This is a genomic window from Ahniella affigens (genome assembly GCF_003015185.1).
GTDB classification, from domain to species: Bacteria; Pseudomonadota; Gammaproteobacteria; order Xanthomonadales; family Ahniellaceae; genus Ahniella; species Ahniella affigens.
Genome location: NZ_CP027860.1, coordinates 1,529,588 through 1,543,667 on the forward strand (window position 1 = coordinate 1,529,588; position 14,080 = coordinate 1,543,667).

Genomic DNA, 14,080 nt, shown 5'->3' on the forward strand with positions numbered 1-14,080 from the left:
TCTTGCCTTTCGTCGCCCCGGACGTGATCCGGGGTGGGGTTCATGCTCGCGACTCAATCAGCACCGAAGGCAGGTCGCCGCAACCGCGAGCCATCACGTTCCGGGGCGCTTGCACTCATGCTGATCGCCGGGTTACCACCGAAATCCGATGGTCGCCTTGACCGTCCGCGTCGGCAAAATCACGGAGTCGAAGTGATCCCCAAACGTTGCGTTGGGCGCGCCGGGCGATCCACGCCACGTGTCGTAGCTGTTCCAATTGCGGTGGTTGAAGAGGTTCAGGATATCGATCCGGAAGGTGAGCGCAGTCTGGGCGTCAAACTGCCAATCCCGGGATGCACTGAGATCAAACTGCTTGCGGCCAAACGTGCCGCTCGGCGTGAACGGATCCACTGTGCAATGCGCGAAATCCACGGCGTCCAGGCAGTTCGATGCCTCAAACGTACTGGGGCTCTCCAGGCTTGCCTTGGCGGCGTATTGAATCCCGAAGGCACCGTCATACAAACCGCTCAGCACCAATCGGTGTCTGGGGATGGCGACTGAGCGGTGCCAGCCTGCTGCATCGGCGTCGACGAAGTCCAGAACGAACCGGTCGTCCACCACGGTCGACGATTGATTCTCGCTGGCATCCGAAAACGTATACGCGAGGCTGACACCATAGCCGGACGACTCGGTGTAGGGCTTGTCGAGTGCCAACAGCAACGCGTTCTGCCGGGTCGACAAGCCGTTGTCGATCAGCAGCAGTAGTCCGTGCCCGGGGACCGATTGACCGAACGGCGGACCGAAGGGGCCAACAAATGACCCGTCGGCGTAGCGGTTGCCGATTCGGTAGTACAAGCCATCTTTGCTTTGAATGTGCGAGGCCGTCACGGAGCCGGTCCAATCACCAAAGGTTTGGCGAAACCCCAGACTGAACTGGTCGCTGTAGGGCATCCGCAAGTCGTTGGTGATCAGGTCCGATTCAGTTGCGGGTCTCGGCAGATTCGCAACCAGGGTCGCGAGTTGGCTGACATCCAGAAAGCGCGGATCCCAAGTGAGGCAGGTTGGACCACTGCAGGGGCTGCCGGGGTTGTTGAACTGCAAGGCGTAGACGGCCTGCTGCCCTCGGAACTGCTCGTCGGCGAGAATCTGGAACAGGTTGCGGTCGTAGGCCCGGCCGGCGCCACCAAACAGCACTTGCGTGTCGTCACCACTGAAATCATACGCAAAGCCCAAGCGCGGCGCGAACGCATCCTTGAATGCGTCTCGATTGTTGCCACTGCTGATGTAGTCGTCGATCTCGTAGTCGGTGTTCTGAAGGTTGCTCCAGCCGCGCAAAGCCGCCGCCAACGTCGGGTCTGTGACTTGATCGAGATAGCTTGGCGTGACTTCATAATCCCATCGCACGCCAAGATTCAGGGTCAAACGATCGGTAACGTCCCAGTCATCTTGCACAAACAGGCCGTATTGCCGATTGTCGGATTCGATGTTCAGGTCCGACACGCCAGAACGTGGCAATGCGATGGCGCCGAAGTTCGGGATGCTCGTGCTGAAGCGAGCGTCATATTCGAACCGCGCGTTCGCCAGAAAGGCGCGTTCGGCATGGCGTTCGATCGCTTTGAATTGCGTGCCGATTGTGATGACGTGGGCGCCGTGCCATTCCAAGTCTGACCACGTCAGTTCGTTCTGAATTCCGAAGCCACGCTGACCAAAGTCCTGTTGATCGATCCCGCCACCCGTTATCAGTGCCAGGCCGCCGTTCTGCTCGACATTGAACAGGACATAGCTCGGTCCCGCTGTCACCGGGGATAACTCCAGGCCGACATTTTCGTATGTCAGATGGGTTTCGCTAACCACATTGCGGCCGTGAAACTGGTGCAGCACATCGATGCGAGTGTCGTCATAGCGCCGCTCGGTGGCCGCTTGTGCCGAGGTGGTTCCGCCGAAGCCGACCCAATCCGAATTGCTGCGATGTTTGGCCGAGAGTTCAAAGCGGTGGCTGTCGCCCGGCGCATAGCTGAGTTTGCCAAATAGTAGATCCTGATCGAACGGCACGTCGACCGATCCCAGTTGCGCGAGCAAGTCGTTCGGCAGGTTGCTGGCGGGTTGATTGCCGCCAAGGGCAATCTCGCGCTGATCGTCGCGTTCCGTGCCTTCGTAAGCCAGATAGAAATGCAGCAAGTCCGGCACGATCGGGCCGCCAAACGTAACGCCGTGCTGGGTGTCGCTCGCCTCCGAGGGCATGTCGTCGGCACGCTGCTGGGGCGTCATCGCATACCAGTTGTCCGCCACATGATCGACGAAGGCCGTGCCCTCGAACGTATTCGTGCCAGAGTGCGTGGCAACCGCTACGGCGGGGCCACTTACCTGGGCGTAAGCGGCCCGGTAGTTTTGCGGGATCACTTTGAGTTCGGCGACGGCTGATTGTGGCAACGGCGCGCCGTATCGTTGTTGCGGCACGACCCCGCCGAACACCACATCATTATTCTGCCGGACGCCGTCTACAAACAGACTGGTTGCGCTGGTGGCCAAACCATTGCCGCGCACCTGCGTGGGGCCATCGACTGGAGCGGTGGCGGCAACGCCCGGAACGAGATCGACAAAGTTCAGGACATTGCGATCGGTCTGCGGCAAGCGCGCGATTTGCTCTGGTGACAGATAATGCGCCACTTCCGACGTCCGCGCTTCCAAAGGCGGCTGCACGGCGGGGGTGCTGTTTTGGGCATCCGGTTCTGGCCAGCGGTTCAGACGCACGGTTTCGCCCAGGCGCAATCGAACGGTTTGCTGCGACACCTTGCCCTGATGCTCAAGTTCAACTCGGTATTGGCCCGGCGGCAACCCGGTCAGCGTGAATCGGCCTTGCGCATTGGCTTCGGTCGTGCGGTTCAGGCCCGTTTCGAGATGGGTCACGCGAATGGTTGTCGGACCGCTATCGGTATGAACCAGCGTGCCACGAAGCGTCGCTGTCGCGCTCTGTGCCAAGACTACGGCGGGACCCGCCAGCATCAGACACGCGGCAAGCGCCGCTGCGAGTGGCGCCAACCGTGGGGTGCGGTGGCGCGCGCGCGTTGGGCCTTGGCCGGCCGATTCCAGTGAAAGCATGCGGGGTTCCTTCTTGATGGTGTTGCGGATGACGGGGCCGGGTACGTGGTGGTCGATCGACGCATCTTGTTCGTCAAGATCACGAATACGAATCGGACTGACCTGTATTGCGATTAAATCATATGTGCCAGTGTCTACCGAAGGTTTCGGTCGTTCCGGCGCTGAACCGCCAGCGTCTCCAAGCTAGCATTGGGTCGCCGCCGCGCGGACGCCATTGGGTTCGGCGCGCGAGTAGAGGCGCTTTTGGCAAACCGAAAATTGGAACGAACGCCCGTTCGAGCCGATGTCGCGGGATCATTCTTGCGGCTTATAACGCTATCCGCCGCAGGATGTATTGCGGTGCAGCGTGCACTGAATCTCACAGTGCGTTACAAAGCCGCCCGCCGAATCTCGGCTCGGGGTTTCCCCGAAGGGCAGGGAGCCCCACCACGACAGCATGAAGACCGGGACGATGGTGCAGACAGGGGCGCCAAGATGCCGGTGCGCAATTCGAATACCTACGACAACAAACGATCTGGGGAAATGCGATGAGAATTTCGGCGCAAGCCAAATGGCTTGGAGCGGCGCTGCTCGCAGCGCTGGCGGTTCCGGTGAGTTTTGCCAATAAGCGCGAGGATGCAGACGATCCTACGGCGCGTCGGCAAGCCATGTACGAGTGGTACAACGACATCAAGCCGGGCGACGTCCGCAAGTCTCGGAAGGGCACTGAGCTGTCGCTCTTCAACCCCTCATACGAGCGCTTCATGCTGAATGCGGCTGAGCGCGAGCGTCAGCGCTGGGGTGCGACCCTGCCGCAAACGGGCACGTCGCAGCCAGTCACGGATTCGGATTTGCCCAAAGTCGCCTCCGGCACCAACTGGCTGAACATCGGCCCGACCCGCGCAACCTATGCCGAGAATGGTGGCAGCCTGAGCGTCACCGATTCAGGTCGCGTCAATGACATTGTCACCGACCCGGCCAATGCCAGCATCATCTACGTGGGTTTCTCCGGCGGCGGCGTCTGGAAGACAACTGACGGCGGCTCGACCTGGTCGGCGAAGACCGAAACCTTGGGCTCGCTGGCAGTTGGTTCGCTGACGATGGATCCCGCAAACTCCAGCACTCTGTACCTGGGACTGGGCGACCCGTTCGATGGCACGGGTATTGGCGTGTCGAAGTCGACCGACGGCGCGAACACGTGGTCGACGCCCGTATTGCTTGGTGATTCCAGCAAGGTCATCGACATCGAAGTCGTGGCCAACAATTCGGCCATCATCCTGGCAGCGACCGACAAGGGGCTCTACCGGTCCACCAACTCTGGTGCCAGCTTCAGCAAGGTGACGATCGCAACCGGTCAGACTGGCGACCCGAAAGTGTGGTCGCTGGCGAGCGGGGGTGGTGCAAACTTCGTGCTGTCTTTGGAGGCGCTGCCAGCGGCGACGACGGGCACGACCGATGGTCAAATCTGGCGTTCGGCCGATGGCGGTGCCACTTGGACGAAAGCGACTGGCGTCACGGACACCGCAGGCGTGGGCCGGATCACGGTCGCGTCGGCACCGTCGCTGCGCACCACGATGTATGCGATGGCGGCGATCCCAAATGCTGCCAGCACGTCTGATCTGTCGAACCTGTTCAAGTCGACTGACGGCGGCGCGACCTGGACGGGCATTGGTAAGTCAGGCTCGACTTACAAGAGCTACTCGAACACCAACAGTGAGTCCAGCAATCTGGCGACGCTGCTCGGTGGTCAGGGTTGGTACAACCATGCGGTGGTGGTGGATCGCAGCAATGCCAGCATCGCCTACTTCGGTGGTCAGCTGTTGCTCGCGAAGACGACCGACGGTGGTTCAACGTATCGCCAGGTTTCCAACTGGCTCGCGCAATTCTCGCTGCCTTACGTACATGCCGATTTCCACGCGGCGCATGTCGCCAGTAATGGCTCGCTGTTTGTCGGCACCGACGGCGGCATCTTCCGTTCAACTGATTCCGGCACCACGTTCACGCACACGCTGAACATTGGCATCGCGTCGCACCTCGTTTATCAGGTGGGCTCGTCGACGGCGAACCGCAACGCAGTAATTGCCGGTCTGCAGGACAACGGTACACGCGTTCGCGAAACCAACACGGCGGTGTTCAATCAGGAAATCGGCGGCGATGGCTTCGGTTGCAATGTCAACCGCGCCAATGCCAACCAGATGCTCGGTAGCCTGTATTACAACCGCATCCAGAAGTCGACCGACGCCGGCCTGAACTTTACGAGCGCTTGCTCGGGCATTACCGAATGCAATAACTCGTCGACCGGTGTGTTCATCACCCGCATTGTGCCGTGGTTGGGCGATACGACCGGCAATACGGTGTTCACGTTCTCGAAGAGCAAGGCCTACAAGTCGACGAACTACGCTGGTTCCTGGACCGCGCTGGGTACGACCGGCATGCTGACCTCGGGCGCGCAGATCCGTCAGATCGGCGTCGCGCCGACGAGCGTCAACACGATCGCCGTCGTTACCAGTGGTGGTGGCGCTTCGATCACGACCAATGGCGGCACGAGTTGGACAGCCATCGGCACGAACCTCGCCAACAACGGCAGCAGTCTGTCGCATGTGTCGTTTGATCCGACCAATGCGAGCGTCATGTATGTGGCGTCGGTGGCCCCGGATGCCACGAAGACCCACTTGTGGAAGTCGACCAACGGTGGCGGCACATTTACGGCGATCGACAGCCTCGCCAGCGGCTTCCCGAATGGCGTGCCGGTGAACTCGATCCATCCGGATCCAACCAACGGCAGCTATCTGTATGCCGCAACGCATCTCGGCGTCTATCGCTCGACCGATGGCGGCACCAGCTGGGCGCGCTTCGGCAACGGCATGCCGCTGGTCAATGTCACCGACCTGTACATTGCGCCCGATGCCTCGCTGGTGCGTGCAGCGACCTTCGGTCGTTCCGTGTGGGAACTGCAGCCAGCGGCGAACAACAACCCGGTTGCCAACTTCACGTTCTCGACCTCCGGCTTGACGGCCACGTTCACGGATTCGTCGACCGATTCCGATGGCTCGATCGCGTCGCGTTCCTGGGCGTTCGGTGACAGCACGACGTCAACCGCCACGAATCCGAGCAAGACCTATTCGGCCGGTGGCACCTACAACGTCACGCTGACGGTCACTGATAACCTGGGCGCAACGAACTCCGTGACGAAGGCCGTTGCAGTGACTGCGCCAAGCAATGTGGCGCCGACTGCGAACTTCAGCTTCGTCACCAGCGGCCTGACCGCAACGTTCACGAACAGCTCGACCGATTCCGACGGCACGATCGCCTCGTCCAGTTGGAACTTCGGTGATGGCGGCACCTCGACGACGACGAGCCCAAGCCGTACGTATGCGGCCGGCGGTACGTACAACGTGCAGCTGACCGTGACCGACAATGGTGGTGCGACGAATTCGATCACCAAGGCCGTCACGGTCACCGCGCCGGTAACCACGTACTCGATCGCGGGCACGATCACGACGAGCGGCGGTACGGCTATCAGCGGTGTGACCGTTTCGACCGGCTCGGTGTCGGCCACGACGAATGCCAGCGGTGTGTTCACCATCAGCAATCTCGCGAATGGTACGTACACGATTACGCCGACTTTGTCTGGCTACACGTTCACGCCAGCCAACCGCAGTGTCACGATCAGTAGCGCGAACGTCACGGCGCAGAACTTCACGGGCGCCACAACAACCAGCAACGTGCTGACCAACGGCGTGGCGAAGACTGGGCTGTCGGGCGCGCTGAACTCACAAACGGTCTACACGATGGTGGTGCCGGCGGGTGCGACGGGGCTGAAGTTTGTGACGACAGCCGGCACGGGAGACGCCGATCTGTTCGTCAAGTTCGGCTCGGCACCGACGACGACGGTCTACGACTGCAAGTCGGCAGGTTCGACGTCCGCTGAGACGTGCAACATTGCGACCGCACAGGCCGGTACGTACTACGTAATGATCCTCGGCTACAGCGCCTACTCGGGCGTCTCGCTGACGGGCTCGTACACCATCAGCACGCCGCGCACGACGTACAGCAACACGACCGATTACACGGTTGGCGACAACACGACGGTGAATTCGCCGATCACGATCTCGGGTCGCACCGGCAATGCGCCGAGCGACACGTCGGTGACTGTTGACATCATTCACACGTATCAGGGCGACCTGAAGGTGGATCTGGTGGCGCCAGATGGCACGCTGTACAACATCCACAATCGCACGGGTGGTGCTACGGACAACGTGTCGAAGACGGTGATCCTCAATCTGTCGACCGAAACGATCAATGGCACCTGGAACCTGCGCGTGAACGACAACGCGTCGGGCGACACGGGCTATATCAATTCGTGGTCGTTTGCGATGTAACGCCTGTAGATGGTGTTCGATAAGACAAACCCGCGGGTGACCGCGGGTTTGCTTTTTGGGGCGGCTTCAGCCGCGAACAGCGACGCCGCAAGATTGATTCGGGCCTGAAGGCCCTCCCACAAGCAGTAGGTGATCTTGCCGCAAGATTGGTTTAGAGCGGTGGTTTTTGTGGGAGCGGCTTCAGCCGCGAACGGTGATGCCGCGAGACTGGTTCGGGCCTGAAGGCCCTCGAACAAAAAGGGGAATTGGACTGCCGCGAGATTGGTTCGGGCCTGAAGGCCCTCCTACAAAAAGGGAACTGGACTGCCGCAAGATTGGTTCAGGCCTGAAGGCCCTCCAACAAAAAGGGGAATTGGACTGTTGCAAGATTGGTTCGGACCTGAAGGCCCTCCCACAAGCGGTAGCCAAACTTGCCGCAAGATTGGTTTGGAGCGGTGGTTTTTGTGGGAGCGGCTTCAGCCGCGAACGGTGATGCCGCAAGACTGGTTCGGGCCTGAAGGCCCTCCAACAAAAAGGGGAATTGGACTGCCGCAAGATTGGTTCGGGCCTGAAGGCCCTCCCACAAGCAGTAGGCAAACTTGCGGCACGATTGATTCGGGCCTGGAGGCCCTCCAACAAGAAGGGGAATTGGACTGCCGCAAGATTGATTCGGGCCTGAAGGCCCTCCCACAAGCAGTAGGTGATATTGCCGCAAGATTGGTTTGGAGCGGTGGTTTTTGTGGGAGCGGCTTCAGCCGCGAACGGTGATGCCGCAAGACTGGTTCGGGCCTGAAGTCCCTCCAACAAAAAGGGGAATTGGACTGCCGCAAGATAGGTTCGGGCCTGTAGGCCCACCTACAACAAGGGAATACCATCCTTGCAAAGCAAACGGCCGCCACAAGGGCGGCCGTTTGGGTTCGGTCTCTAAGACCAAGCCAACACCATCAATGCGGATGCCGGTGCACCGCCGACTTCGGGCAATGGCAAGGCGCCGACGGGCCATACTCAATGCCATAGCCTTGCGCGGGCTTGTGGAGCTGCCAATAGAACGTCGGCGACGGCGTGTTGTGGTTGCCAATTTCTTGCATGTTGGCATCCACATCAAACAGTCGACCGTTGACCATCACATACCGGGTGTCGGCGGTAGCGCGGATGTTCTGCAGCGGGTTGTCGTTCAAGACAGCCAGATCGGCCTTCTTGCCGACTTCGAGCGAGCCGATTTCCTGACTGAGTCCGAGCATGTCGGCACCATCAATCGTTGCCGCACGAAGCGCTTCAAAGGGCGACATGCCGCCCTGATTCAGCATCCAGATTTCCCAATGCGGGGCCAGACCTTGCATCTGACCGTGGCCACCCACCTGCACTTTGACGCCCGCATCGCGCAGCGCTTTGACCGACTTCGACACCGTGATGTGGTGGTAATCCCAATCCGGCGCCGTCTCGCGGCGGACCGCCCGGGCGGCCAGCTGATCATTCGGGAAGTAGCGATTGAGCTTCTTGTCTTCCCACACGGCGTCGCGCGCATACCACCAGTATTCGCCACTCAAACCACCGTAAGTGACCACGAGCGTCGGCGTATTCCGGACGTCAGTTTGCTTCCAGAGCTGCACGACATCTTGGTACAGCGGTGCCACTGGCAAGTTGTGTTCGATACTGGTCGCACCATCCAGAATCATCGGCAGGTTGTGATTCAGCGTCGAGCCGCCTTCTTCGACCACCAGCATGCCGAGCTCACGCGCCGCCTGGTTGATCATCTGATGCTGCTCGCGGCGCGGCTGGTTGTAGCTCTTGACGCTGAACGCGCCATTCGCCTTCATCCGGCGCAGATGCGCGCGTGCGTCGTCGAGCGAATTGACTACCGCCTTGAAGTCGCCGTCCGCGCCGTACAAGATCGTGCCGGTCGAGAACACGCGCGGGCCGACGAGCGTGCCGGCGCGCTGCAACTCCGCTTGCGAGAACACGGTTTCAGTCGTCGCCGACGGGTCATGCATCGTGGTGATGCCAAACGCGAGATTCGCGTAGTAAGCCCAGTTCTGCTGTGGGACCACGCCGGTGTTGAAATGATTGGCATGGGCGTGCACATCGACGATGCCCGGCACGATCGTCTTGCCGGTGACGTCGATCTGGCGGTAGCCCTCCGGCACTGCCAGATTGGCACCGATCGCTTCGATGCGGTCGCCGTTGACCAGAATGGTTCCGGATTCAATTTGCTCCGTGCCCTTCATCGTCACAATGCGAGCGCCAACCAACGCAAAGCGATCTTTCGGTTGATCGACGGCCGCGGTCAGACCGACGGCGATGCCGCGCAGGTCTTTCGGTGCTGGCAACGTCTTCGGCGCGTTCGGCAGGAAGTCGAACGCGTCTTTCAGGTCCCGCGAGAAATACTCATTGCCGACCATCCAGTGCACGCTCTGGCTGTTCGCGGCCCAGTGCAGATAGGAGCCGACATCGGCGGTCAGGCGGGCGACGGGAATCGCGGTCGTGTCCTTGCTGAGTTCGATGCTGCCACCGGTTTTCGGCATCGGCGCGAGATAGCCGTTGAACAGTTCGGTGAACGCGACCCAGTTGCCATCCGGGCTGACGCTGACAAAGTCGACATACTTCAACGAAAACACGTCGCGCGGTTCTTCGCTGGCCAAGCCTACGCTCATCAGCTTCTTGCTCAGGCCAAAACCGCTCAGATAGAGCACGCGCTGGCCGTCGGCGCTGAATTGTGGCTCATAGCCGTCCTTCGCGATCCGTGTGATGGGGCCGCCGTTCCTGGACTGCCAGTAGATGCCTTGCTCCTGCGCATTCAGTGACCCGGTCAGCGACGATCCCGCCTGCTTCGACCACACGACCTTCGTGCCATCGGCGTTGTAACGCGGCGAGTAATAAAAGCCGGGCGCATCGCTGAGGCGACGCTCCTGGCCGCTCGCCAGATCGATCTCGTGCAAGTGGCCTTGATCGGCGTCGGTCCAAGTCGTAAACAGCAAGAACTTGCCGTCGCGACTGAAATTCGGTTGGTACTCGAAACGACCGCTCGCCTGAGTCAAACGCTTGGGAGCGCCATCGGGCAGGCTCTTGACCCAAAGCTGGCCCACGGCGTGAAACACCATGGTCTTGCCATCAGGACTGGTCGCCACATCACGAATCATCTTCGGCGTGAAGGTGCCAGCATCGAGCTTCTGGGCGAAACGCAACGGCTCCGCCACGGTCTGCTCGACGTTCGCGGTAAACGGAATGTTCGTGGGCTGACCACCGGCGATTGGCACGCGCCACAGCTTGCCCTGGGCCCAAATCACCACGGCGTTGCTGTCGGGTGTCCAATCGAAGTTCGCATAAGGTCCAAAAATCGCCCATGCCTCCTGCATGTCGTGCGAGAGGCCGTCCCACACGGCGTTGACGGCACCGGTCGATAAATCGACGACATGCAGCACCGACTTGTCGGCCACACGTTTGACGAAGGCCAGTGACTTGCCATCCGGCGAGGGTTGCGGTCGCACCGCGCCGCCTGGGCTCGCCACAATGTCGGTGATTTCGCCGGTCTCGCGGTCGAGGCGGCGAATCGCATAGATCACGCCATGCGGGTTCTTGTTGTACTCAAACGTGGCGCCACCGCTCACGTCTTCGGAGTAGTAGACGTAGCGGCCATCCGGGCTCACCGCCGGCTCGCCAAGGTCCTGCTGATCGTTCTTCTTCTTGGTGAGTTGCAGCCCATCGCCACCAGTCTTGTGATACAGCCAGAGCTCGCCGGCGCCCAGCGAACGCTCGGACGTAAAGTGCTTGCGGCCAATGATGTAGTTGCCATCTGGCGTCCACACACCGTTGTTCAGCAGACGGAAGTCTTCCTTGGTGATCCGCTTCGCGTTACTGCCGTCGGCCTGCATGCGCCACAGGTTGTTGCCGCCGGCGCGGTCGGATGTGAACACCAACTCCTTGCCGTCCGGCGAATAGCGTGGCTGGACATCCCAAGCCGGGCCGCTGCTGATGCGCTTGGCCTCGCCGCCGGCAATGGGCAATTCGTACAGGTCGCCGAGCAGCGAGAACACCAACTGCTGACCGTCCGGACTCACGTCCAGATCCATCCACGTGCCTTCGCTCGTCGTAAAACGGACGGGCTTGGTCTTGCCGTGGGCGGCGTTGACATCCCAAGCGGGCGCGTCCTTTTTGTCGGCGGCCTGGGTGGAGGCGATGCTCGCAAGCATCAACGCGAGGGCAATGGCAGTGGCAATACGGGAACGAAGCATGAGCGGCTCCAGAACAAAGGAACCGCCGATGCTAATGCATGCGGTGTGATTTCAGTCTATGCCAAACGCTTACACGCGAGATGCTGGATGGGGGTATGGCTCCGCCCGCAGGCGGACGCCATCACGCGGCCTTGGCGGTCGTTTCAGCAACCAGCGCGCCAAGTTTCCGGCGCACATACACTTGTTTGCGAACGCGCGCGACGACAGTGCCGTCACCCGTCGTAATTGGCAGGTCGAACCAGTGCAAGGTCTTGCCGTCGCGTTCGGCGGCGCCACGCAATGCATCGATGTCGGCCTGACGGAGCTCGAATCGTGCGAATACGGGTTCCTTCACTGCCTTGACGAACTCGATTTCGGCGGCTTTGTCCCAAACGATGAAGTCGCGGCCCAGGTTTTCGAGCGCCATGATCATCCAATACGGATCCGTCATGGCGAACAGGCTGCCACCAAAATGCGTGCCCACATAGTTCTGATTGAACCAGTAGCGCTTGAGGCGCACGACGACCTGGCGGAAATCCGGGCTGACATGCAGGACCCGGATTCCAGAAAACAAGAATGGTGGCCACACATTCATCAGCCAGCGAAATTTGCGCGACTTGCTCATAATGGGCATCAGAAAATCATCGCAGCCATGCGCTTGCGGGTACGGCTGACTAGGTCGGCATCCTCAATGAGCGCGAAGGCTTTGATCAGGCTCTTGCGGCCCTGGTCGTCACCAAACTTGCGATCGCGACGCATGATTTCGAGAAATCCCTCCAATGCGCCCTCGGCTTGATTGTCGAGCAGATCGTGCACGGCCAGCAGATAACGGGACTGATGGTCGTTCTCATTGCTGGCAAGCGCCTTGCGCAGCTCGGTGGGCGCAGGCGCGCCTTGCAAGTCGCGGGCAAATTCCAGCTGCGAGCGCGCGCGCTTGGCCAGGTCGGATTCGGATTGTTTGGGCGGCAGCGCATCCAACAACCGGGACGCTTCGTCGCTTTCGCCGATCTTGAGCAATGCGCCGATCAGTTCGAGTTTGAGGTCCGCATTGTCGGGTTCGGCGGCGATTTGGGCACGTAGCGTTGCAACGAGGCTGTGTGGGTCCAGTTCCACTTCGACCACTTCGGGTTCGGCCGCTTCGAGCGGCACAATCTGATGGGAGCTCAGGAACTCACGGAGTTGGCCCTCGGGCAGCGCGCCGGGAAAACCGTCGACCAACTGCCCGTCTTTGACGAGCATGACGGTCGGGACCGAACGGATGCCGAAATAGGCCGCCAGTTGTTGTTCCTTGTCGACATCGACCTTGGCGAGTTCAAACGCGCCGTTGTAGTCCGCGGCCAATTTTTCGAGGATGGGCTTCAAGGTCTTGCACGGTCCGCACCACGTGGCCCAGAAATCGACCAGCACCGGGGTTTCCAGCGAGCGCTTCAGGACCTTGTCCTGGAACTCGGCGACGGTGACGTCGAAAGAATGCAGGGCTTCACTCATGGTAATCCAGTCCAAATCGGGAAAACCGCTACATGGTGACAGATTGCCGGAGTGCAAGGCAGTCTGCTGCCAGCTGGCGCATGGGGCATTGGCAGTTCACGCACTCCCGACCGGGCAATTCCGCCGGATTCGATGGCGTCCGGGCCGGGTCTTTGGCAACATCGGGCCTCTGGCAAAAATTTACTTTCGGGAGCGGCCATGTGGAATCGACTGTTGAATGTCTTCAAGGGCATGTTCGCCATGTTCGTGCGCGATGTGGAGAAGAAAAATCCGGAGGCCTTGCTGGAGCTGGAGCAGGAAAACCTGAGAAAGCAGATCAGCAGCTACAACAGCGGCCTGGCGACCCATGCGGGCTTGGCCGAGCGGCTGATGAGTCAAGTGCGCAAGCTCGAAACGGAAGAGAAAGAGCTGCGAGCTAAGACCACGGCTCACCTTCGCGCCGGCAATAAGCAGGCGGCCGGCCAATACGCGCTGCGTCTACAGACGATTACCCGCGAGCTCGCCGAGAACCGCACCCAGCTCGAACAGGCCGAGGCCACGTATCAGAACCTGGTCAAGGCGCGCGATGTGGCGGTTAACGCCGCGCGGGCCAAGATCGAGAGCCTGAAGGGTGCGATCAACGACATGCGCATGAAGTCGGCAATGGCCGAGATGAACGAGATGGCCGCCGGCATGATCGGCAACATCGGTGGCTCCGGCGACACGCTGAACCGGCTGCATGAAATGGTGGAAGAAGAACGCACCAAGGCTGCCGGGCGTGCTCGGGTGGCGCGAGATGCAATCGACATGACCGAGGTCAACCTCAAGGAAGCCGAAATGACCGCGTTGGCCGATCAGGCGCTCGCTGATTTTGCCGCCGCCGAGGGCCTGTCGGTTGAGTCCGAAGACGCCGCAGCGGCACCAGCTGCGCCGGCGCGCAACATGGGCAAGTCGGCATCCGAATCTGAGTCGTCTGCCAGCTAAGCC

Annotated in this window: 6 protein-coding genes; 2 read left to right on the forward strand and 4 right to left on the reverse strand. The window is 60.7% G+C overall.

The window, feature by feature from the left end; translation table 11 throughout:
- Nucleotides 1-132: 132 nt before the first annotated feature.
- Nucleotides 133-3,078, reverse strand: a complete 2,946-nt coding sequence (locus C7S18_RS05805) for a TonB-dependent receptor (protein WP_106890669.1) — start codon at nt 3,076-3,078, stop codon at nt 133-135.
- Between the two features lie 527 nt (nt 3,079-3,605).
- Between C7S18_RS05805 and C7S18_RS25090 the strand changes: the two genes are divergently transcribed.
- Nucleotides 3,606-7,439 (forward strand): PKD domain-containing protein, encoded by a 3,834-nt coding sequence (locus C7S18_RS25090; RefSeq protein ID WP_106890670.1) that lies wholly within the window; start codon nt 3,606-3,608, stop codon nt 7,437-7,439.
- A gap of 923 nt (nt 7,440-8,362) precedes the next feature.
- Here C7S18_RS25090 and C7S18_RS05820 read toward each other — a convergent pair.
- The 3 genes from C7S18_RS05820 to trxA form a co-directional block, all read right to left on the reverse strand.
- The gene (locus tag C7S18_RS05820) at nt 8,363-11,647 is read right to left on the reverse strand and encodes an amidohydrolase family protein (RefSeq protein WP_240623985.1); all 3,285 of its coding nucleotides are present in this window, start codon (nt 11,645-11,647) and stop codon (nt 8,363-8,365) included.
- A gap of 121 nt (nt 11,648-11,768) precedes the next feature.
- Complete coding sequence (locus tag C7S18_RS05825; RefSeq protein ID WP_240623986.1) at nt 11,769-12,260, reverse strand: DUF4442 domain-containing protein; 492 nt, start codon at nt 12,258-12,260, stop codon at nt 11,769-11,771.
- Nucleotides 12,260-13,114 carry a thioredoxin gene (gene trxA / locus C7S18_RS05830; protein ID WP_106890673.1) on the reverse strand — a complete coding sequence of 285 codons (855 nt, stop codon included), beginning with the start codon at nt 13,112-13,114 and terminating at the stop codon, nt 12,260-12,262. The genes C7S18_RS05825 and trxA overlap by 1 nt, the downstream gene beginning before the upstream one ends.
- Before the next feature lie 198 nt (nt 13,115-13,312).
- Between trxA and C7S18_RS05835 the strand changes: the two genes are divergently transcribed.
- Nucleotides 13,313-14,077 (forward strand): PspA/IM30 family protein, encoded by a 765-nt coding sequence (locus C7S18_RS05835; protein ID WP_170113140.1) that lies wholly within the window; start codon nt 13,313-13,315, stop codon nt 14,075-14,077.
- Nucleotides 14,078-14,080: the final 3 nt, after the last annotated feature.